General features: G+C 34.4%; 20 protein-coding genes and 1 pseudogene. 15 read left to right on the top strand and 6 right to left on the bottom strand.

Annotated elements, in window-relative coordinates; genetic code table 11:
- Window positions 1-70: 70 nt before the first annotated feature.
- From H603_RS0106735 to H603_RS0106695, 9 genes and pseudogenes are all read left to right on the top strand, one after another.
- Window positions 71-382 (top strand): DUF4286 family protein, encoded by a 312-nt coding sequence (locus H603_RS0106735; protein WP_026707861.1) that lies wholly within the window; start codon window positions 71-73, stop codon window positions 380-382.
- A gap of 157 nt (window positions 383-539) precedes the next feature.
- Window positions 540-1319 carry a 16S rRNA (adenine(1518)-N(6)/adenine(1519)-N(6))-dimethyltransferase RsmA gene (gene rsmA, locus H603_RS0106730; protein ID WP_026707860.1) on the top strand — a complete coding sequence of 260 codons (780 nt, stop codon included), beginning with the start codon at window positions 540-542 and terminating at the stop codon, window positions 1317-1319.
- Complete coding sequence (gene mgtE / locus H603_RS0106725; protein ID WP_026707859.1) at window positions 1309-2661, top strand: magnesium transporter; 1353 nt, start codon at window positions 1309-1311, stop codon at window positions 2659-2661. Before rsmA ends, mgtE begins: the two co-directional genes overlap by 11 nt.
- Window positions 2662-2711: 50 nt before the next feature.
- Window positions 2712-3488: a pyrroline-5-carboxylate reductase gene (gene proC / locus H603_RS0106720; RefSeq protein WP_026707858.1), complete on the top strand. Its 777-nt coding sequence runs from the start codon at window positions 2712-2714 to the stop codon at window positions 3486-3488.
- Window positions 3489-3736: 248 nt separating this feature from the next.
- Window positions 3737-4123 carry a hypothetical protein gene (locus tag H603_RS0106715; protein ID WP_026707857.1) on the top strand — a complete coding sequence of 129 codons (387 nt, stop codon included), beginning with the start codon at window positions 3737-3739 and terminating at the stop codon, window positions 4121-4123.
- A 242-nt stretch (window positions 4124-4365) separates the two neighbouring features.
- Window positions 4366-5331: pseudogene (locus H603_RS16580) on the top strand (2-hydroxyacid dehydrogenase); the annotation flags it as partial.
- Window positions 5332-5727, top strand: a complete 396-nt coding sequence (locus tag H603_RS17785) for a VOC family protein (protein WP_169628288.1) — start codon at window positions 5332-5334, stop codon at window positions 5725-5727. It begins immediately after the preceding pseudogene.
- A 29-nt stretch (window positions 5728-5756) separates the two neighbouring features.
- Complete coding sequence (locus H603_RS0106700; protein WP_026707856.1) at window positions 5757-6140, top strand: DUF4234 domain-containing protein; 384 nt, start codon at window positions 5757-5759, stop codon at window positions 6138-6140.
- A complete protein-coding gene (locus H603_RS0106695; protein ID WP_035675593.1) occupies window positions 6115-6579 on the top strand; it encodes a DUF2752 domain-containing protein in 465 nt (154 codons plus the stop codon). Before H603_RS0106700 ends, H603_RS0106695 begins: the two co-directional genes overlap by 26 nt.
- A 1-nt stretch (window position 6580) precedes the next feature.
- Here the strand turns inward: H603_RS0106695 and H603_RS0106690 are convergent, their stop codons facing one another.
- Window positions 6581-8383, bottom strand: a complete 1803-nt coding sequence (locus tag H603_RS0106690; protein WP_026707854.1) for a GNAT family N-acyltransferase — start codon at window positions 8381-8383, stop codon at window positions 6581-6583.
- A gap of 136 nt (window positions 8384-8519) precedes the next feature.
- On the opposite strand from H603_RS0106690, the gene H603_RS0106685 reads away from it, so the two are divergent.
- From H603_RS0106685 to H603_RS0106675, 3 genes are all read left to right on the top strand, one after another.
- Window positions 8520-9284 (top strand): exodeoxyribonuclease III, encoded by a 765-nt coding sequence (locus tag H603_RS0106685; protein ID WP_026707853.1) that lies wholly within the window; start codon window positions 8520-8522, stop codon window positions 9282-9284.
- Between the two features lie 27 nt (window positions 9285-9311).
- Window positions 9312-10253 (top strand): OmpA/MotB family protein, encoded by a 942-nt coding sequence (locus H603_RS0106680; protein WP_026707852.1) that lies wholly within the window; start codon window positions 9312-9314, stop codon window positions 10251-10253.
- 107 nt (window positions 10254-10360) lie between these two features.
- Window positions 10361-11398, top strand: a complete 1038-nt coding sequence (locus tag H603_RS0106675) for an aldo/keto reductase (protein WP_026707851.1) — start codon at window positions 10361-10363, stop codon at window positions 11396-11398.
- A gap of 151 nt (window positions 11399-11549) precedes the next feature.
- Here H603_RS0106675 and H603_RS17730 read toward each other — a convergent pair whose 3' ends face one another.
- The 5 genes from H603_RS17730 to panC form a co-directional block, all read right to left on the bottom strand.
- Window positions 11550-11684 (bottom strand): hypothetical protein, encoded by a 135-nt coding sequence (locus H603_RS17730; RefSeq protein WP_262487954.1) that lies wholly within the window; start codon window positions 11682-11684, stop codon window positions 11550-11552.
- 25 nt (window positions 11685-11709) lie between these two features.
- A complete protein-coding gene (locus tag H603_RS0106670) occupies window positions 11710-13671 on the bottom strand; it encodes a transglycosylase domain-containing protein (RefSeq protein ID WP_026707850.1) in 1962 nt (653 codons plus the stop codon).
- 128 nt (window positions 13672-13799) lie between these two features.
- Window positions 13800-15161: a DNA repair protein RadA gene (gene radA / locus H603_RS0106665; protein WP_026707849.1), complete on the bottom strand. Its 1362-nt coding sequence runs from the start codon at window positions 15159-15161 to the stop codon at window positions 13800-13802.
- 131 nt (window positions 15162-15292) lie between these two features.
- Complete coding sequence (panD, locus tag H603_RS0106660; RefSeq protein ID WP_026707848.1) at window positions 15293-15643, bottom strand: aspartate 1-decarboxylase; 351 nt, start codon at window positions 15641-15643, stop codon at window positions 15293-15295.
- Window positions 15644-15657: 14 nt separating this feature from the next.
- The gene (gene panC / locus H603_RS0106655; RefSeq protein ID WP_035675588.1) at window positions 15658-16536 is read right to left on the bottom strand and encodes a pantoate--beta-alanine ligase; all 879 of its coding nucleotides are present in this window, start codon (window positions 16534-16536) and stop codon (window positions 15658-15660) included.
- A 78-nt stretch (window positions 16537-16614) separates the two neighbouring features.
- On the opposite strand from panC, the gene H603_RS0106650 reads away from it, so the two are divergent.
- The 3 genes from H603_RS0106650 to glmS are packed head-to-tail and all read left to right on the top strand — an operon-like array spanning window position 16615 to window position 20893.
- Entirely contained in the window at window positions 16615-17418 is an 804-nt protein-coding gene (locus H603_RS0106650; protein WP_026707846.1) for a glycogen/starch synthase, read from the top strand.
- A 22-nt stretch (window positions 17419-17440) separates the two neighbouring features.
- Window positions 17441-19045, top strand: a complete 1605-nt coding sequence (locus tag H603_RS0106645; RefSeq protein WP_026707845.1) for a DUF4270 domain-containing protein — start codon at window positions 17441-17443, stop codon at window positions 19043-19045.
- 3 nt (window positions 19046-19048) lie between these two features.
- Window positions 19049-20893, top strand: a complete 1845-nt coding sequence (glmS, locus tag H603_RS0106640) for a glutamine--fructose-6-phosphate transaminase (isomerizing) (protein WP_026707844.1) — start codon at window positions 19049-19051, stop codon at window positions 20891-20893.
- Window positions 20894-21031 lie beyond the last annotated feature (138 nt).

Below are 21031 nucleotides of genomic sequence, written 5' to 3'. Positions count from 1 at the left end.
AAGGTTGAGTATTGCATTAGAGGGGTTTGAAAAAACAGATGAATATTCGATTATTAAAAAAGAGAAAAAAATGATAATATATAACGTAACAAGCAACGTACACGAGAGTATTCACGATCAATGGATGATCTTTATGCAACACAAGCATATTCCAGAAATTTTAGCTACAGGCAAATTTGTATCGGCTAGATTAGTACGTGTTTTAATTGAAGAAGAAATGGGTGGAGTGACGTATTCGGCTCAATACACAACAGATAGCAAAGAAACTTTAGAAAAGTATTACCAAGAAGACGCTCCGAAGTTTCGTGATGAGATTGAAAAATTATTTGGGGAGAAAGTATTGGCTTTTAGAACGGAGTTGCAAGTAGTGTCAGAGCACTAATAATTTCTTTTTGATAATCAGCTTTAGGGTTGTTCCATTAAAAAGCACGAATGCCTATTAGACGAAGCAAACGGTTTCTCTAATTCAAAATAGTTTAAAGAGTATGTGTTAAGTTGACAAACTTGGACTAGATAACTTTAAGCTTTAAACAAAAATCATGGAAAAAGTAAAAGCAAAAAAACACCTCGGACAGCACTTCTTGAAAGATGAGAGCATTGCAAAAGCAATCGCAGATACCATCAATCTTGAAGGATATGATGATGTGTTAGAAATAGGGCCAGGAATGGGAGTGCTTACAAAGTACTTGCTTGACAAGCCTACAAATACTTATGTTATTGAGATCGACACCGAATCTGTAGCGTACTTAGACGAGAATTACCCCAAATTAAAAGATAAAATTATTTCTAAAGATTTTTTGAGATACGATATCAACGAAGTTTTTCAAGGAAAGCAATTTGCTATTATTGGGAATTTCCCATACAACATATCTACTCAAATTGTTTTTAAAACGCTAGAATTGAAACAACAAATTCCAGAATTTGCTGGAATGTTTCAAAAAGAAGTTGCTGAACGTATTTGCGAGAAAAAGGGAAGTAAAGCTTACGGAATTTTATCTGTTTTGGCGCAAGCCTTTTATGATGTAGAATATTTATTTACCGTAGACGAAAACGTGTTTATTCCACCACCAAAGGTGAAGTCAGGAGTAATGCGCATGCGTAGAAAAGCAGATTATAGTTTGCCATGCGGCGAAAAGTTGTTTTTCACAGTGGTGAAAACCGCTTTTCAACAACGACGTAAAACCCTTCGTAACAGTTTAAAAACATTGAATTTATCTGACGAATTAAGAGAGGATACTGTTTTTAACTTACGACCAGAACAACTTAGCGTAGAAGAATTTATTGCACTTACACAAAAGATAGAAGCCGATGGAATTTAAAATCAGTAAAGACTTAATACTCGAATTAGAGCAGCATATTGTTAATAAGAACGATCAAGAATTAGAGCGTTTACTTCATGACATGCACCATGCTGATATAGCAGAGATTTTGGACGAACTTGATTTTAATGAGGCCACTTATATCTTTAAAGTATTAGACAGTGATAAAACAGCAGAGATTCTTCTTGAGTTAGAAGATGACTTGCGTGAAAATATTCTAAGCCGCCTTTCGGCAAAAGAGATTGCTGAGGAGTTAGATGAATTAGATACTAACGACGCTGCAGATATTATAGCAGAGTTATCTAATAATTTAAAAGCAGAAGTAATATCTGAGTTGGATGACTTAGAGCATGCTAAGGATATTATCGATTTACTTCGTTATGACGAAGACACTGCCGGTGGATTAATGGGGAAGGAGTTAGTGAAAGTTAACGAAAACTGGAGCGTGCTTACTTGTGTGAAAGAAATGCGTGCTCAGGCAGAAAATGTTTCACGCGTGCATTCTATTTATGTGGTCGATGACGAAAACAGATTAAAAGGACGTTTGTCATTAAAAGATTTATTGACTACCTCTACAAAGACACAAATTGCAGATATCTATATTAAAAAAGTAACTTTTGTAAATGTAGATGCCGAAGATGTTGAGGTTGCTCGTATTATGCAAAAATATGATCTAGAGGCGATTCCGGTTGTAGATGCAATGGGGCGTTTAGTCGGTCGTATTACAATTGATGACATTATAGACGTGATAAGAGAAGAAGCCGATAAAGATTACCAATTAGCGGCCGGTATCTCGCAAGATGTGGAAGCCGATGATAGTATTCTTGAATTATCTAAGGCACGTTTACCATGGTTGGTTTTAGCACTTCTAGGAGGATTCATCACTGTAAGGGTTTTAGGGTTGTTTGAAGGTGCCATGGCTGAACATGGAAACTTATTTTTCTTCACGCCACTTATTGCCGCAATGGCAGGAAATGTGGGGGTACAATCCTCCGCAATTATTGTGCAGGGTTTGGCTAATAATACCTTGAGCGGATCTCTATTTAGACGATTAATAAAAGAGATTTCTTTGAGTTTGCTCAACGGTTCTATTTTATCTGTAATTTTATTTACAGGAAGTTATTACCTGCTTGATGAGCCCGTAATTATTGGTTTTGTTATTTGTTCTGCTCTAATCTCTGTGATTATTATTGCCTCATTAATTGGAACTTTTGTTCCATTATTATTGGATAAATTTGGCGTAGACCCCGCTCTAGCAACAGGACCATTTATTACAACCAGTAATGATATTTGCGGTATCTTAATCTATTTCTCAATTGCGAGAATGATCTTGGGCTTTTAAAATAGGCATAAAACTATTGAACTATAACAACCAACTAATAACTACAAAAAATGAATATTCACATTATAGGAGGCGGAAATTTAGGGGCCTCTGTTGCCATAGGAATTGCTAAGTTTTCCAGCAACCATAAAATCACGGTAACCCGCAGAAATATTAGTAAAATCCAGCATTTAGAACCGTTAGGAATTACGCTTTCTACAGATAATACACATGCAATTCAAGAAGCTGATATTGTGATTTTAACCGTAAAACCGTATCAAGTAGATTTGGTTTTATCAGAGATTCTACCAGTCATTAAGGATAAAATCATTGCTTCGGCGGTAACGGGACTTTCTACAGAAGCTTTGCAAAATAAAATAGGACAAGAGCATCAAGCTATCCGAATCATGCCAAACATTGCGGCACAATTTGGAGAGTCGGCTACTTGTATTTCTTTTCATGAAAATAATGCGGCCCAAGGTCAGAAATTGGTAAGCCTTTTTGCTGATTTAGGAACAGCTCCAGTAATTGACGAAAAGTTAATGGATGCTGCAACCGTGCTAGCTGCTTCAGGAACTGCCTTTGCATTGCGTTACATTCGAGCGTCTATGCAAGCAGGAATCGAAATAGGTTTTGACTGGCAAACTGCTTTAGAAATTTCGGCACAAACTGTAAAAGGAGCTGCGAAAATGTTGATGGAAGAACAAGTGCATCCAGAGCAATTAATCGATCGCGTAACTACACCACAAGGCTGTACCATAGCAGGATTAAGCGAAATGGAATCGCATGGCTTTAGTTCATCAATAATACGCGGAATCAAAGCAGCATTAAAAAAAATAAAGGGGTAAATGATATTATTTTGGGCGTGCCCCCATAAAAAACAAGGGTCTCATCAGCAATGTCTTGATGAGACCCTTTTTTTTATGGCGTCGGGCTATACGCGCTACTTCGGTAGCTAGCTGCTATCCCTCACGCATGATCATTATTCATTGATGCGTCAGTTGTAATTGTAAGATCGTTCACTTTAAAATAATTAGTTATTAATTTTTATGTAGCCATTTTTGTATATTGGCCCTTTTGGTAAAAAACAATTCTCATGAAAAAATTTGTATTATTTGCTGCATTATTGGTTTGTATTGTTAGCTGTTCGTCAACTAGTGATTCGGTTATGAATGGGGAATCGATTCTAGGCAAATGGCAATTAGTTAAGATGAGCGGTGGAATTACCGGTAAAACTGTGGTGCCAAAATTAATTAGCGAGATTGCCATTTCGAAAACAGAAATTAAAGTATACGAAGACGGTACTTTAATAGCTACCGAAAAGTATACTATCAAGACTAAAAAATCAATTTTTGGTGGAGAAAAACAAATGCTTGTTTATACTTCTGGTATTCCAAGTCAAGGGTATATTTTAGAAGGAGGTAAATTGCTTTTAAATGATGAATGCTACGATTGTTACCAAAAAGAATATACAAAAAAATAAAAGCATGAAACCATTTTATAAAGTAATGTTGAAGGCTTTTATGGCAGGAGGAACTATATTTGCTGCAGGTCAGGCTACATGGGGTTTTATAGATGTTGACAAGTTCAACCGTTGGAATTTATGACCAATTTTATCATCTTCGGTTTATTTATGATCATCATGGTGAAGTACAATTATAAAAGCAAAATAGAAAATAATACTGATTCTAATTTGTAACTTTGAGCAACAGAAAAATAAATACAATGTTGCATCCTGAAAATATCAAAATACTACATATAGATAGCAATAATTCCGTTATGATGGAGCAATTGCAAGAGTTAGGATTTACAAATCACACCGATTTTACTTCGACAAAAGAAGAAGTAGAAACTAAAATTCACGACTATCAAGGAATTGTCATTCGCAGTAGGTTTAAGATTGATAAACAATTTCTAGATAAGGCTAAGAATTTGCAATTCATAGCTCGTGTAGGAGCTGGACTAGAAAGCATAGACTGCGAATATGCTACAAGCAAAAATATCACGTTAATCGCAGCTCCTGAAGGAAATCGCAATGCTGTTGCTGAGCATACTTTAGGGATGATTCTTTCTCTTTTTAATAAATTAAACACAGCCGATAAAGAAATTCGTTCCGGACATTGGAACCGAGAAAGCAATCGTGGGCATGAACTCGATGGAAAGACCGTAGGAATTATCGGTTACGGAAATATGGGAAAATCATTTGCCAAGAAGCTACGTGGTTTTGATGTTGAAGTCTTGTGCTACGATATTCTAGATAATGTAGGTGATGGAAATGCGAAGCAAGTTTCCTTTGAAGAATTCCAACAAAAAGTAGAAGTCCTTAGTCTGCACCTTCCGTGGACGCCCGAGACGGATAAAATGGTGAATGCCGCGTTTATAAATGGCTTTGCTAAACCGTTTTGGATTGTCAATACCTCAAGAGGAAAAAACATCGTAACCACTGATCTTGTTGCTGCTATGAAAGCAGGTAAAATGCTAGGAGCAGGACTTGATGTTTTAGAGTATGAAAAATTGTCTTTTGAAACACTATTTCAAGAAAACGATACCCCTGAGGCTTTTCAATATCTATTAGACGCTCCAAATGTGATTTTGACTCCCCATGTTGCAGGTTGGACATTTGAAAGTCATGAACGCCTGGCGCAAGTAATTGTCGATAAAATAAAAGCAAAGTATTTTGGGGAGCCGGAACTGGGTAAAGTTGAAAAACGCGTAACGGGAATTGGAGGCTTTTTCTTCAAGGCCGAAAATTCTAAGGAACTAGTAACTTGGTACGGGAAACATTTGGGTTTAAAAACAGATGATTACGGGTCGACCTTTTGGTGGAAAAACAACGAAGGCGAAGCCTGTTCTACGCAATGGTCGCCTTTTGCAGCCGATACTGCTTATTTTGCGCCAAGCGAAAAGCAATTCATGCAAAATTTTAGAGTTGAAAATCTTGAAAATTTGTTAAAAAAATTAGCTGATGAGGGTGTAACAATTGTAGGGGAAATGGAGACATATGATTATGGGAAATTCGGTTGGATTTTAGATCCAGAAGGAAACAAAATAGAACTATGGGAACCGATAGATAAAGTTTTTCAATAAATTCAAATAATTAACTAATCATAAAAAAAATGGAAACCACAAAAACAGAACAATGGAATCAATCAAACAATCAAATTCCAGTATTTAAAGTAGACCCGATAATGGTATTAATCTTAGGTTTTATTACTTGTGGATTGTATCATATATATTGGAATATGAAGGTAGCCGAAGTTTTGAACGCTGTTGCAGGCCGTGAAGTAATCTCGGCACCGATAGCTATTTTTTCAGGATGTTGTTTTCCAATAAATATATATTTCTTTTATTTAGCAGGTAAAGAAGGTTTGCCTCAAGTATATAAACGTATTGGATATCCACAAAAAGATGATTCGACATTATTAATCGTTTTAGGCCTCTTATTCCCTATGGCCGCTGCAATGATTGTTCAAAATGACATTAATAAACTCTATAGTTAGTATAAAATCAAAACGTAAACTCTACGGAATTATAGCAGCTGTAATCACGCTGCTGGTGCCGTTGTTTTTAATGTTTTTTAATCATGATAATCATCTTGAAACGGATCAATCACTTTGTCCGTTCAAGATGCTTACTGGTTTTCCTTGTCCTGGATGTGGCATCACAAAATCATTGGTCTATTGCTATGAAGGGGATTTGCTTAAGAGTTTGTATTATCATATTTTGGGCCCTTTTGTAATTGTGTTTTGTTTTGTAATAATAATTGTTCTCACAACAGAGCTCTTGACTAAAAGGGAATATTTTAACGCATTGCTTTATAATAAAAAATTAGCTTATGGTTTGGCTATTTTTCTTGGTGCTTATCACTTAATACGAATTGTTTACTTCGTAAAAAATAATTCGTTTGATGAGGTTTTAAGGCAATCTATTTGGAGATAATTTACTCTTCTTTTTCAGCCAATTTTCTTTCGAGTTCAGCTTGAAATTCCTCCATAACTGGTTTCATAGTGCTTTCTGGAATATCGGCGATTCTTATATACATTAAACCATCGACTGCATTGTTGAATAAAGGATCGACATTAAAAGCAACCACTTTTGCGTTTTGCTTGATGTATTTTTTTATTAACACGGGTAAACGTAAAACACCAGGTTCTAATTCATCGATAATTTTATCAAACTTATTTAGATCGGCTTCAGTTTCATTAAATATAAAATCTTTGTCGGCGTCTTTTAATTTTACTTTGTATGCTTTCTTAGGATGAATATATTGGGCAATATAAGGGTCGTAGTAATTTGATTTCATGAATTCAATCATTAATGATTTAGAGAAATCAGAAAATTGATTGCTAATGCTTACACCACCAAGCAAGTATTTGTGCTCGGGAAAGCGCAGTGTAGTATGAATAATCCCTTTCCATAAAAGGAATAAAGGCATTGGTTTTTGTTGGTATTCTTTGATGATAAATGCACGTCCCATTTCGATGGACTTGTGCATCATATCATGCAATTCATTTTCGAATCTAAAAAGTTCATTTAGATAGAAACCTTCAATACCATATTTAGGAAAAATTTCAGATCCTAACCCCATTCTATAGGCACCGGCAATTTTTTTGGCTTCATCATCCCACAAGAACAAGTGGTGATAATAGCTGTCAAACTTATCTAAATCTATAGACTCATTGGTTCCTTCGCCTACCTCTCTAAAAGTGATTTCGCGTAAACGTCCTATTTCGTGTAAAACACTCGGGATGTTTTTGGCCTCAGCAAAAAAGACCTCGTAATTTTTACTTTGCAGTAACCTACAGTCAGTGTCGCGTAACGCTTTTACTTCGGCAATAATTTTGTCACCATTTGCAGGTGTAGCAATTTCTTTTGGACTTCTGGGTAGTTTTAAATGCGGTGTATTTATCAGTTTGCTTTCCTTTTCGAATGGATTAGCAAGCATGTATGTTTTCTTTCTTAAAAACTCTGAATAGCTTTCTAATGATTTGTGCTCATTTTGTTCTGCTACAGAAATAGCCTTACCAACACGAACTTTAATCACACGGTTTTTTTGACTAAAAACTTCTGACGGTAATTTTGCAGTTCTAAAAGTGCCACTAATTTTCGAAAGCAAATAAAACAAACGACTATTCTTTGCATGAAAATAAATAGGAACAACGGGAACTTGAGCTTTTCTAATGACTTTGATTGCACCTTCTTCCCACGGTTTGTCAACCATGTGTTGCCCATCTTTATAACTAGAAACTTCCCCTGCAGGAAACATCCCTAGCGGTTTTCCATCACTTAAATGACGTAAAGTTTCTTTGATTCCTACCACGCTCGATTTTACATCCTTATGATTTTCAAAAGGATTAACAGGCATGATGTATTTTTTTAAAGGCTCAATGCGGTGTAGAAGAAAATTAGCAATGATTTTAAAATTAGGCTCTCTCTCAAGCATTAATTTTAATAGTAGCACACCATCGATCCCACCTAGAGGGTGATTAGATATGGTTATATAAGCTCCTTCTTTAGGGAGTCTTTTTAAATCTTCTTCGGGAATTTCAAATTTTATCTGTAAGTCGTCTACGATACCGTTTAAAAAAGCAACATCTTTTAGGTGCTTATTTCTGTCGTAAACTTTGTTGAGTGTAGATATCTTAAGTACTTTCATTAATAACCAACCGGAAAAGGTTCCGAAAACCCCATATTTCTCAGCATTTATTGCTTTTGCAACTTCTTTGGCGGTAACTAAACCCATTTATTCTTCATTTTTTGAGCGAAAAACAAAGATAGAAAAAAACATTATCAACTAGCTATTTCACGCTGTATTTTCGGGATTTACTACCATATATTTTTTTATTTTTAGTACTTTTGAAAAACAAAATTGAAAAAAAATGCGAATAATCTCCTATAATGTAAACGGAATTCGAGCGGCGATTTCCAAAGGTTTTATCACTTGGTTGCAACAAGCAGACCCCGATGTAATTTGTCTTCAGGAAATTAAAGCCACTCCAGAACAAATCCCATTAGCAGATTTTGAGCTAGCAGGATATCCTTATCACTATTGGTTTCCAGCAACAAAAAAAGGGTACAGCGGTGTGGCAATTTTATCGAAAGTTAAACCAAACAATGTAGTCTACGGAACGGGAATCGAGCACATGGATTTTGAAGGTAGGAATATTCGTGTTGATTTTGATGATGTATCTGTAATGAGTTTGTATTTACCGTCAGGAACCAATAAAGAGCGATTGGATCACAAGTTCATGTACATGGATGACTTTCAGAATTACATCACAAATTTAAAACTAGAAATTCCTAATCTTGTTATTTGTGGAGATTATAATATTTGCCATGAAGCAATTGATATCCACGATCCAGTGCGCAATAAAAATGTATCTGGATTCTTGCCTGCAGAGCGTTCTTGGCTTACTGACTTTTTAAACAATGGATTTGTAGATAGCTTTCGTTTTTTAAACAAAGAGCCTGATAATTATACGTGGTGGACTATGCGTGTTCCTACAGCGAGGGCAAACAACAAAGGATGGCGTATTGATTACTGCTTAGTTAGCGAACCTCTTAAAGAAATGATAAAAAGAGCGGTTATTCTGCCCGAAGCAAAACATTCCGATCATTGTCCCGTTTTAGTAGAAATAGCATAAATGAATTGCACTTTAAAAAAGTTTAAAATGATAAAAAAAATTTCGATAGGTATATTGGCAATCACAATGGCTAGCTCATGTGTGTCAAAAAAAATATACGCTGATTTAGAAAATAAATACACTGATTTAAAAAAGGAAAATAGAACGTTAGCTGATGCAAATGCAGATCTTTCCTTAGATAAAAATCACTTAGAGACAACAAAGGACTCTCTAACTAGTGAGATGGGGAAATTAAAATCAGAGCGCGAAAAATTACTTGCTGATCAAGCAGCATTAAATTCTAAAATGAATTTGTTGCAAGAGTCTTACAAAGCATTAGAGAAAAATAGTAGCGATGCTCTACAAGCTAACATGAATAAAAATCGTGATTTGCTAGCAGAATTAGACGCTAAAGCGAAAGCACTTTCTATTGAGCAAGAGCGTTTGAGTAAAAGTACACAACGATTAGACGAGCTAGAATCACTAGTAGCTGCAAAAGAAGCAGCAATGAAAAAACTGAAAGAAACTTTGTCTAGTGCGTTAAATAGTTTTGAAGGAAAAGGGTTAACGGTGGAGCAAAAGAATGGGAAAGTATATGTTTCTATGGAAAATAAATTGCTTTTTAATTCCGGTAGTTGGTCTGTGGGTCCAGAAGGAAAAAAGGCAGTCGTTGAAGTAGGTAAGGTATTGGGAGACAATCCTGATATTTCAGTTTTAATTGAAGGGCACACTGATAACGATGGGTTCTCTAGTTCAGGACCTATTGCTAATAACTGGGATTTGTCTACAAAAAGAGCTACCTCTATAGTTGCTATTTTGAGTGAAAATGCCGATGTAAACAAACAAAACTTGACTGCAGCTGGAAGAAGCGAATTTGCTCCCTTAGCTTCGAATGCTACTGCAGATGGAAAAGCAAAAAACCGTAGAATCGAAATTATTCTTACGCCAAGATTAGACGAAATTGCAGATATGCTGAAAGACATTAACTAGACAGCTATTAATAAAAAGTTAAATTAGGTTCAAAGATATTCTTTGAACCTTTTCTATTATAAAACCTTTGTAACTTTGATTTCTTGTAAATCAGAATCTTATTAAAAATGAAATATACTACTTTACCAAGTACAGATATAAAAGTCAGCAAAATTTGTCTAGGGACAATGACATATGGGCAGCAAAACACTGAAGCAGAAGGGCATGTTCAAATGGATTATGCGCTTGATCGTGGCGTAAACTTTTTTGATACTGCTGAGATGTATTCTATTCCAGCAAGTGAAAAAACCTACGGTAGTACAGAGAAAGTGATTGGTACTTGGTTGAAAAAATCAGGAAAGAGGGACCAAGTTGTTTTAGCGTCTAAAATTGCGGGTCCAAATCCTAATTTTGCTTACATGCGTGATAAAGTTGATTTTTCACCAGAGAGTATTACATATGCTTTGAATAATAGTTTGAAACGCTTACAGACTGATTATTTAGATTTGTATCAATTGCATTGGCCAGAACGCAAAACAAATACCTTTGGACAGCGTGGTTTTACGTTGCAAGATGATGAGTGGAAAGATAATATTCACGAAGTATTGACCACTCTTGAAGGTTTTGTTAAAGAGGGAAAAATTAGAAACATTGGGGTTTCTAATGAAAATGCGTGGGGAATTATGCGTTTTCTAGAAGAACATAAATACCATAATTTACCAAAAATTAAAACAATTCAAAATCCGTATTCATTGTTGAATCGTCTTTTTGAAAGTGATTCTTCTGAAATTTGTTTTCGTGAGAACGTAGGTTTGTTGGCTTATTCGCCAATGGGTTTTGGTGTGCTTTCTGGTAAATTTTTAACTGGTGAGCATCACCCAAAAGCACGTGTTAACTTATTTCCGCAATATACAAGGTATAGTAGTGCACAATCAACTGAGGCTACAAAATTGTATCATGAAATTGCAGTTAAAAATGGCTTGACATTAACGGAGCTAGCTTTAGCTTTTATTGAGCAGCAACCTTTTTTAACTAGTACAATTATTGGTGCAACGACAATGGAACAATTAAAGGAAAATATCGACACAATCAATGTTACGTTGACTGATGATATTCTTAAAGAGATAAATAAAGTCCAAGAGTTGATTCCTAATCCAGCGCCATAATAATAATAATAATTTTCGAAATTTAAAAAGGCTCTACAGACGTGATTTGTAGAGCCTTTTATATTTTAAAAATGCTAGTTTTTTCAATACTTATCTTTAATTGCTTTTTCAGTTTTTATATAAATTATGATTCCGAATATTGTTGTAATCGTTACGGCAACAAAAAATCCCATGATATCAAATAGAAAGAAGATTGAGCCAAAGGAGGAAAGACATATTCGATCAAACCAATAATAAATTGAACGATGCCTATGATAAGTAGGGTTACTGAAAATGTATTGTCCATTTATTTTAGCTAAAATTGTAGCATTTTAAAAATTGAATTCATTGACAATGTTAAGAGAATCTTTTGGGATACTATCTTGAACTTTTATTCTAAGATAAGATTGTGCTGGCCCTGATATATATAAAGGCAAAGATTTATATATGGTATCGTCTGAAGCTAACAGCCCTCTTTTAAGCATGATGTTTGTTAAAAAACGCTCTTGTTGTGCGGCAGATTCTTTCAATCTTCCTTCAGCATTAAATTGATACATGAATTTTTTCGGACTTGGAATTATTCTCGCTAAGTACAAACATTCATTAAAGGTTAACTGGGATGGCTGTTTTTGAAAATAGAACTGGCTTGCTTCTCCAATTCCATAGACATTAGGTCCCCATTCGATAATATTAAAATAGACTTCTAGCATGCGTTCTTTACTCACAATGCGATTATTTTCTAAAATATAGACGAGTAAAATCTCTTCGAGCTTGCGTGACAGTGTTTTTTCTCTCGTTAGGAACACATTTTTAATCAGCTGCATGCTTATAGTACTTGCTCCTCTTGAGAATTTTTTAGTTTTAATGTTTTTTACAATCGACTGCTTAAATGCTTCATTGATAAACCCGTGATGTGAAAAAAAGGAAGGATCTTCAGTTGTAAGTACACATTTTTTTAAGTAGGGTGATATCGCCGACATGGGAGTGTAATTTGGATTTGCATTCCCTACTAAAACAGGTCTTTGCAATACATTGTCGATAATGGCTCGATAGATAAACTCACCATTTAGTTTGGTTAGGTTTGCCTCACCATATTTAATTATTTTGAGATTTTCTTTATTAATATTGCTGTCAAAAACCAGCTCATCAGGTTTATTTTTATTAAACTGAAAATTGAGTTTATAATCAAAATTTCCTAGTGCTTGCATCCCTTGAAAATTTGTAAATAATCCATCAGGTAGTGAATTAATGAAGTGCTGCGCTTTCATTCTTGGGATTACTACCTTGAGTTTGTATATAGTATCTTCTTCGGTGTCGACTGATAAGTAAGGGCGAAATTTAATTTGATTGAATTGTGCTGTGGAGCTACTATCAATAGCAATGGAATTAGCTCCTAATAAAAAGCGATAATCAAATCTAGCTTTCTTGATAAGGACATCTTTACTTGCTATCTTAGGATGGTTTACTTTTAAGTTTGCAATCGATGTGAAACCATCAATGTGCAATTGACCACCACTTTTATCTATGTTTTTAATATTTAATCGAATAGAGTCAAAACTCGAAATAAGATTATAGCGTTCGTCAAAATAAGGAACTTTAATGGCTCCAGTATCTCTATTAAAAAATTGTAAATCAGCTTTTTTATTTCTAGGATCTGCATAACCTTTGATTTTCCATCTTTGGGTAAATGTATTTGTTTTAACGTTTATTGCAGTTTCCATTTGTGAATTGGCCAAAATCAATTTTTTGATGTCAATAGTGGCTTTTTTACCATTGTCATCTAATTTGAATTTTAGATTCTCAATTTTCATATCGGTGGGAACCAAGTTTAAAGCTGTGGTGATGATTCGATACGCAAAATCAGCATAATTTTTCTTATCATCACTTTGCACCGCTGTACTGTCCTTTTTTAAAAAGGCGGCAAAGTTTTTAATATTGCCCTTTTTAATTAGTTGGACATAACCATTATTTATTTTTAAGGTCCCTAGTTGAATATCACCCGTAAATAACCGCCAGAAATTAATGCTAGTTTCCATATTATCAATGTCAAACAATGTATCAGCGGCTCTAGGTTTCAAACTAATATTAGTCAACCTAATTCCGTTGAAATTGGTAAACTCCACCTTACCAATAAGGAGTATACTATCATATTTTTGATCTAGATGACTGGTTGTTTTCGCGATAGCTTGCGTAAGCAATTGATCTCTAAATATAAAAAATCCGCTTATAGTAATTAAGAGCAATCCTAAAATACTTGATACTATAATAACTATTATTTTCTTCTTATTTTTCATTTACTTGTGTGTAAATAGATAAAGTTGGTGGCAATGTGATGAAATCATTTTGGTTTAAAAAGAAGCATTTGACTAAAATAGCGTGCTTCTTTTTTAATATCTAATTCTTAATAATTGATTTATAGATTTTAACCAAATAACATACTAGCAACATCTTCAATTTTTGTTACTAATTGGATTTTAATTCCTGGATTCTTCAATGCAATTTTGTTGTATTTTGATACGAATATGGTCGAAAAACCTAATTTCTCAGCTTCCTGAATTCTTTGATCCACACGATTTACAGGTCTAATTTCACCAGAAAGTCCTACTTCTCCAGCAAAACAAAAATCTTTGTTCACGGGAATATCTTCATTACTTGATAAAATTGCTGCAACTACTGCTAAATCTATAGCAGGATCATCTACCGATATTCCTCCTGTGACGTTCAAGAACACGTCTTTGGCACCAAGCCTAAAACCAGCTCTTTTTTCTAAAACAGCTAATATCATATTTAATCTTTTAGCGTTATAACCCGTTGTGCTACGTTGAGGTGTACCATAAACGGCCGTACTTACAAGCGATTGAATTTCGATCATCAACGGTCTCATTCCTTCTAAAGTTGTGGCGATAGCGGTTCCTGAAAGTTCTTCATCTTTGTGAGAAATTAAAATTTCTGATGGGTTTGAAACTTCTCGTAAACCACTACCTAGCATCTCATAAATTCCGATTTCCGCTGTTGAACCAAAACGATTCTTCAGGGATCTTAAAATGCGATACACATGATTTCGATCACCTTCAAATTGCAGTACAGTATCAACCATATGCTCTAAGATTTTGGGTCCGGCAATGTTTCCGTCTTTTGTGATGTGACCTATTAAAATTACAGGGATATTGGTCTCCTTAGCAAATTTTATAAGTTCAGCAGTAGTTTCTCTAATTTGAGAAATACTTCCCGCAGTCGACTCGATATAATCAGTATGCAGCGTTTGAATAGAATCTATAATGACAATCTCAGGTTGAATAGCTTCAATTTGTTTGAAAATATTTTGCGTTTTTGTCTCTGTTAAAATATAGCAATTATCACTCGTAGGAGTAATTCTTTCCGCGCGCATTTTTATTTGCTTTTGACTCTCCTCGCCAGATACGTACAGCGTTTTATACGGTAATTTTAAAGAAACTTGAAGTAAAAGGGTGCTTTTTCCTATCCCAGGTTCCCCACCTAATAGCGTTAGTGATCCAGGGACAATTCCACCACCTAAAACTCTGTTTAATTCCGAGTCAGTTGTATTCATTCGAATCTCCTGAGTAGAGTCGATTTCGTTAATTCTAAGCGGTTTTGGTGCTTTACTTTGTACCGTAGGCTCTGTTTTCCAAGCTACTTTTTCTTGTTTTTGAATTATTTCTTCGGCTATAGTATTCCATTCCTTGCAAGAATTGCATTGACCTTGCCATTTAGAATATTGTGCGCCACAACTTTGACAGAAAAAACTTGTTTTAACTTTTGCCATGAGATATTAATTATTGAAAATTTTATGCTGTTGCTAAAATAGTGTAAGTCAGCGTGATTTTTGCTTTAAGCGAATAAAAAAATCCCCATCAAAAATATTTTTCAATGGGGATTATTATAATTTTTAAACTTCTAAGTTAACGAATTGTCGTTTTCATTAGGAAAAATAATCCATGGTTTAAATGTTTTAGCCTCCTCAAATTCTAAAGTCGCGTATGATATAATAATAATTATATCGTCTTTTTGAACTTTTCTGGCAGCAGGACCATTTAACGTTATTTCACCAGAATCTTTTTTTCCTTTTATCGCATAAGTTTCAAAACGTTCTCCATTGTTGATGTTAACAATGGCAACTTTTTCCCCTTCGATAATATTTGAAGCCTCTAGAAGTGTTTCGTCTATAGTAATACTACCGATATAATTTAAATCGGCTCCTGTTACTTTGACTCTGTGGATCTTTGATTTTAATACTTGAATTTGCATGCTACAAAAATATATTAATTTAATGAAATGGTATCTATCAATCGAATATTATTCACAAAAACGGCTATAAAAGCGCGATAGGTTTTTGTGTCAATTTTTTTGTCCAAAGGTAATAAAGTTTCCTCATCTGCAATTTGGAAATATTCTAATTCGAATGAAGGAATTTTAGTAAAGATTTCTTCAACCCATTCATTAATTTGCGCTGCTGTATGAGTGGAAAATTTTTCTCTAACTTCTAGTAAAGTTTTGTAGATAAATGACGCTTCTTCCCGATGTTCGGCAGTTAATCTTTCATTACGCGAACTCATTGCAAGGCCGTTTGCCTCTCTAAAAATGTCGCAGCCAATAACCTTAATAGATAAATTGTTTTTTTCAACCATCTTTCTGACGATTTGCAATTGCTGAAAATCTTTCTCGCCAAAATAGGCTGTGGTGGGAGTAACTATTTCGAATAATTTTTTTACAATTGTTCCTACGCCGTCATAGTGTCCAGGTCGAAATTTACCTTCCATTTGATTTTCTAATCCATCAAAATCGAAAGAGTCAGAAGATACATTCTCTTCATAAATATCGTTTACAGAAGGAGCAAAGACAATAATACTAGAATTAAATGCGTTTATTTTGGCCACATCTTGGTCAAGCGTTCGTGGATATTTTAAAAGATCGTCAGGATTGTTAAACTGGGTTGGATTTACAAATATACTAACTACTGTGAAAGTATTTTCTGATGTAGATTGTTGCATTAACGACAGGTGTCCTTGATGTAGAGCGCCCATTGTGGGAACAAAGCCAATAGTGGAATTACTAGTCTTAATAGCTGATAAATGAGCTATTAAATTGGCTTTTCCATTGAAAATATGCATCGTTATTTTATTTAAATTATATGCAAACATAATATATTAGTTAATAACTGCATAAAATTTTGTAATTTTGCGTGGTTTTTATTACCAATAAACTAAGCAAATTACAATATGAAAGATAAGAGGATATTATACGTATCATCTGAAGTGGTGCCTTATTTAGCTGAGAATGAAGTTTCTTTAATGTCTTATGACGTGCCAAAGATGGTTAACGATCAAGGTGGACAAATAAGAATTTTCATGCCGAGATACGGGAATATAAATGAGAGAAGGCATCAATTACATGAAGTGATTAGGCTTTCAGGTATGAACTTGGTGGTGAATGATCTAGATATGCCTTTAATTATTAAGGTTGCGTCTATACCAAAAGAGCGTATTCAAGTTTACTTTATTGATAACGAAGAGTACTTTAAGAGAAAGGCTACATTTGCTGATGAAGATGGTGTGATGTATGCCGATAATGATGAGCGTGCTATTTTCTTTGCAAAAGGAGTTGTAGAGACGGTTAAGAAATTAAATTGGGTTCCAGATATTATTCATGTTCATGGTTGGATGGCAGCAATGTTACCAATTTATATGAAGCATTATTATAAAAATGAAGCTTTGTTTTCTGATACTAAAATAATCACTTCTGTCTACAGTCAGTCTTTTGAAGGAACTTTAGATGCAGAGATGGTTAATAAAATTCAATTAGATGGTGTGCCATTAGATGCTATTGAGAATTTAAAAAACCCAGATTATGAGAGTATTATTAAAGCGACAATTGATCATTCTGACGGAGTAATTATTGCTTCAGAAGGAGTGTCATCAAGTTTAACAAAATATATAGAAGCTTCAGGGAAACCTTTTTTACCTTACGTCGCTAAAGATGCTTTTGCTGAAGCATATATCAACTTTTACAACAACGAGGTATAATAAATTTAATTTTTTTTAGTGTATGTTTAATAGTTCTTTTTTTAAGAAAATCCTTTTAGCCTCGGTTGCTATTTCTTTATTCTCATGTGATAAAGATGTGAATACAATAGGTGACGGAATAGTAGGAGACGACCATTTTGGTTTTGAAAAGTTGACTTCAGAGGTGATTGCGTACAATCAAAAGATTAGTGCGGTGCAATCAAATAACCTTCCGGTTAACGCGTTAGGTATTTATGACACAGAGGCATTTGGTACTACAACGGCTAATTTTAATACACAAGTTGCTTTGCAAACTGTAGCGCCTACATTTGGTAACAACCCCGTGATTGAAAGTGTTGTTTTGACAATACCATATTTTAGTGTACAAAAAACAATTGATGTTAATGGTGATAGTACTTACGAGTTAGATTCTATCTATGGTCCATCTGATGCAAAAATAAAATTAAGCGTTTATGAGTCGGGATATTTCATGCGTAATTTAGATCCAACTACTGGTTTTAAAGAAGCACAAAAATATTATACAGATCAAAATTCTGATTTCGATAATTCAAAGGTGGGTGCTCGTTTAAACGACGCTACTGATGTAACTGAAAATGACGCTTTCGTATTTAGTGCTGCAGAATATAAATCATCAGTAACTACTGATGGAGTAACTACAGTTACTAGAACAAAGCCAGGCATGCGATTGAATTTAAACAAGGCTTACTTTAAAACTAAAATAATTGATGCTGCTAATTCAGGTAAATTAACAACGGCAGATACTTTTAGAGATTACTTTAGAGGGCTATACTTTAAAGTTGAAAAATCTGGAACTAGCCCGTCAGCTTTAGCAATGTTAAATTTTAGTGAGGGTAAAATCACAATTAATTATAAGGAAGACACATCTTTAACTGATGCTACTCGTGTAGACAAGTCAGTTGTTATTAATTTAACTGGAAACACGGTTAGCTTACTGCAAGAGAGCAATAAAAAAGCTGCGTATACTGATGCCACAACAAATGCAAACAAGATTACTGGCGATGAGAAGTTATATTTAAAGGGCGGTCAAGGATCAATGGCAATTGTAGAATTATTTGGTAAAGATTTATATGGGTCAGATGGTAAAACAGGTACACCTAATGGGGTTGCAGATGAATTAGACATTCTTAGATCAAATAATTGGTTAATAAACGAAGCGAATCTTGTTTTTCATGTTGATGCCACAACTTCAGGGAGTGATGCTAAGGTGAATAGAATATATCTATATGATGTTGATAATAGCACTAGAGTTGTAGATCATGCTACAGATCTTACAGCTGGTACATCGCTTAAAGCAAGTAAGCTTATATTTAATGGTTTGCTAAATAAAACTACAGAAAGTGATAATACTTATAAGATCAGGATCACAGACCAAATTAGAAATTTAATTAAAAACCAAGATTCTACTAATGTAAAATTAGGTGTGGTTGTTACAGAGGATATTAATACAATATCTACAAGTAAGTTAAAAGTGGCAAATAGCACCATTGAAGATGTTGCTACGGCATCTGTTATGAGTCCGCAAGGAGTTGTTTTATATGGTTCAAAAGCAGTTAGTGCTGATAAAAGATTAAAATTGGAAATTTATTATACAAAATCTAATAAGTAATATATGTGTGGAATTGTTGGATATATAGGTCATAGAGAAGCTTATCCTATAGTAATTAAAGGGTTGCAGCGTTTAGAATACAGAGGGTACGATAGTGCAGGAGTAATGATTTATGACGGAAATGATATCGTAGTTAGTAAGACTAAAGGTAAGGTGGTTGATCTTGAACAAAAATCAGCTGCTATTAATATGAGCGGTACAATTGGTATTGGGCATACAAGATGGGCTACTCATGGAGTTCCTAACGATGTGAATTCACACCCACATGTTTCTAATTCAGGTGATTTAGTTATTATTCATAACGGAATTATAGAAAATTATGCACCTTTAAAAGAAGAGTTAATTAAAAGAGGATATGTGTTTCATTCTGATACAGACACTGAAGTTTTAATTAATCTAATTGAAGAGGTTCAAAAGAAAGAGAAATTAAAATTAGGAAAAGCGGTTCAAGTAGCTTTAAATCAAGTTGTAGGTGCATATGCAATTGCAGTTTTTGATAAAAAAAATCCGAATGAAATCGTTGCTGCCCGTTTAGGTAGTCCTTTGGCAATTGGAATTGGAGAAGGAGAGTATTTTATCGCTTCTGATGCTTCTCCTTTTATCGAATATACCTCTAATGCAGTTTATCTTGAGGATGGAGAGATGGCAAATATCCGACTTCATAAGCAGATGAAAGTTAGAAAAATTAAAGATGATAGTTTAGTTGATCCTTATATTCAAGAGCTTAAAATGAATTTAGAGCAAATTGAAAAAGGAGGGTACGATCATTTTATGCTTAAGGAAATTTATGAGCAGCCTAGTGTGATTAAGGATACTTATAGAGGGAGACTACTTGCTAACGAAGGAATTATTCGTATGGCTGGGATCGAGGATAACTTAGAGAAATTCTTAAACGCTGATCGTATTATTATAGTGGCATGTGGAACATCATGGCATGCAGGATTAGTAGCAGAATATATTTTTGAAGAATTTACAAGAGTTCCTGTTGAGGTAGAATATGCTTCTGAATTTAGATATAGAAATCCTATCATAGGTCCTAAAGATGTAGTGATTGCTATTTCACAATCAGGTGAAACGGCTGATACTATGGCGGCTATTAAATTAGCTAAAGAAAAAGGTGCATTTGTTTTTGGTGTATGTAATGTCGTGGGTTCTTCTATTTCTAGAGAAACACATGCAGGTGCTTATACACACGCTGGTCCAGAAATTGGAGTAGCTTCAACAAAAGCATTTACAACTCAAATTACTGTACTAACGATGATTGCTTTGCGTTTAGCAAAAGCAAAAGGAACTTTGTCAAATACAGATTACCACATGTATCTTCAAGAATTAGAATTAATTCCTGAAAAAGTAAAAGAAGCATTGGGTACTAATGATATTGCTAAAGAAATTGCAGCGACATTTATTGATGCTCCTAACTGTCTTTACTTAGGTAGAGGATATAACTTTCCTGTTGCATTAGAGGGTGCGTTGAAATTAAAAGAAATTTCATACATCCATGCAGAAGGATATCCAGCGGCTGAAATGAAACATGGTCCTATTGCTTTAATTGATGAACAAATGCCGGTTGTAGTAATCGCACCAAAAAAAGGGCATTACGATAAAATTGTAAGTAATATTCAAGAGATAAAATCTAGAAGCGGTAGAATTATTGCTGTTGTAACTAAGGGGGATACTGAGGTTCGTAAACTTGCTGATTTCGTAATTGAAATCCCAGAAACTTCGGATGCTTTGTCTCCATTATTGACAACAATTCCTTTGCAGTTATTATCATACCACATTGCTGTTATGAGAGAATGTAATGTGGATCAGCCTAGAAATTTAGCTAAATCGGTTACTGTAGAGTAGTACTCTTCCAAAATAAAGTTTAAAAAACGAGATGTGTTAACATCTCGTTTTTTTGTTTTTAGCTGTTTTAGTAGAATTTTTGAATGTCATTTGACTTGAGATCTTAAACTAAAATTTAACATATGTATAATATTTGTC

The sequence above is a fragment of the Flavobacterium frigidarium DSM 17623 genome (genome assembly GCF_000425505.1).
In the GTDB taxonomy this organism is placed as follows: domain Bacteria; phylum Bacteroidota; class Bacteroidia; order Flavobacteriales; family Flavobacteriaceae; genus Flavobacterium; species Flavobacterium frigidarium.
This window is presented reverse-complemented; position numbering and strand designations above follow the sequence as displayed.

What these genes read in the sequence shown, in the direction of transcription:
- H603_RS0106735 (WP_026707861.1), top strand. Translation starts at nt 71, where the DNA reads ATGATAATATATAACGTAACAAGCAACGTACACGAGAGTATTCACGAT.
- rsmA (WP_026707860.1), top strand. Translation starts at nt 540, where the DNA reads ATGGAAAAAGTAAAAGCAAAAAAACACCTCGGACAGCACTTCTTGAAA.
- mgtE (WP_026707859.1), top strand. Translation starts at nt 1,309, where the DNA reads ATGGAATTTAAAATCAGTAAAGACTTAATACTCGAATTAGAGCAGCAT.
- proC (WP_026707858.1), top strand. Translation starts at nt 2,712, where the DNA reads ATGAATATTCACATTATAGGAGGCGGAAATTTAGGGGCCTCTGTTGCC.
- H603_RS0106715 (WP_026707857.1), top strand. Translation starts at nt 3,737, where the DNA reads ATGAAAAAATTTGTATTATTTGCTGCATTATTGGTTTGTATTGTTAGC.
- H603_RS0106700 (WP_026707856.1), top strand. Translation starts at nt 5,757, where the DNA reads ATGGAAACCACAAAAACAGAACAATGGAATCAATCAAACAATCAAATT.
- H603_RS0106695 (WP_035675593.1), top strand. Translation starts at nt 6,115, where the DNA reads ATGACATTAATAAACTCTATAGTTAGTATAAAATCAAAACGTAAACTC.
- H603_RS0106690 (WP_026707854.1), bottom strand. Translation starts at nt 8,383, where the DNA reads ATGGGTTTAGTTACCGCCAAAGAAGTTGCAAAAGCAATAAATGCTGAG.
- H603_RS0106685 (WP_026707853.1), top strand. Translation starts at nt 8,520, where the DNA reads ATGCGAATAATCTCCTATAATGTAAACGGAATTCGAGCGGCGATTTCC.
- H603_RS0106680 (WP_026707852.1), top strand. Translation starts at nt 9,312, where the DNA reads ATGATAAAAAAAATTTCGATAGGTATATTGGCAATCACAATGGCTAGC.
- H603_RS0106675 (WP_026707851.1), top strand. Translation starts at nt 10,361, where the DNA reads ATGAAATATACTACTTTACCAAGTACAGATATAAAAGTCAGCAAAATT.
- H603_RS17730 (WP_262487954.1), bottom strand. Translation starts at nt 11,684, where the DNA reads ATGGACAATACATTTTCAGTAACCCTACTTATCATAGGCATCGTTCAA.
- H603_RS0106670 (WP_026707850.1), bottom strand. Translation starts at nt 13,671, where the DNA reads ATGAAAAATAAGAAGAAAATAATAGTTATTATAGTATCAAGTATTTTA.
- radA (WP_026707849.1), bottom strand. Translation starts at nt 15,161, where the DNA reads ATGGCAAAAGTTAAAACAAGTTTTTTCTGTCAAAGTTGTGGCGCACAA.
- panD (WP_026707848.1), bottom strand. Translation starts at nt 15,643, where the DNA reads ATGCAAATTCAAGTATTAAAATCAAAGATCCACAGAGTCAAAGTAACA.
- panC (WP_035675588.1), bottom strand. Translation starts at nt 16,536, where the DNA reads ATGTTTGCATATAATTTAAATAAAATAACGATGCATATTTTCAATGGA.
- H603_RS0106650 (WP_026707846.1), top strand. Translation starts at nt 16,615, where the DNA reads ATGAAAGATAAGAGGATATTATACGTATCATCTGAAGTGGTGCCTTAT.
- H603_RS0106645 (WP_026707845.1), top strand. Translation starts at nt 17,441, where the DNA reads ATGTTTAATAGTTCTTTTTTTAAGAAAATCCTTTTAGCCTCGGTTGCT.
- glmS (WP_026707844.1), top strand. Translation starts at nt 19,049, where the DNA reads ATGTGTGGAATTGTTGGATATATAGGTCATAGAGAAGCTTATCCTATA.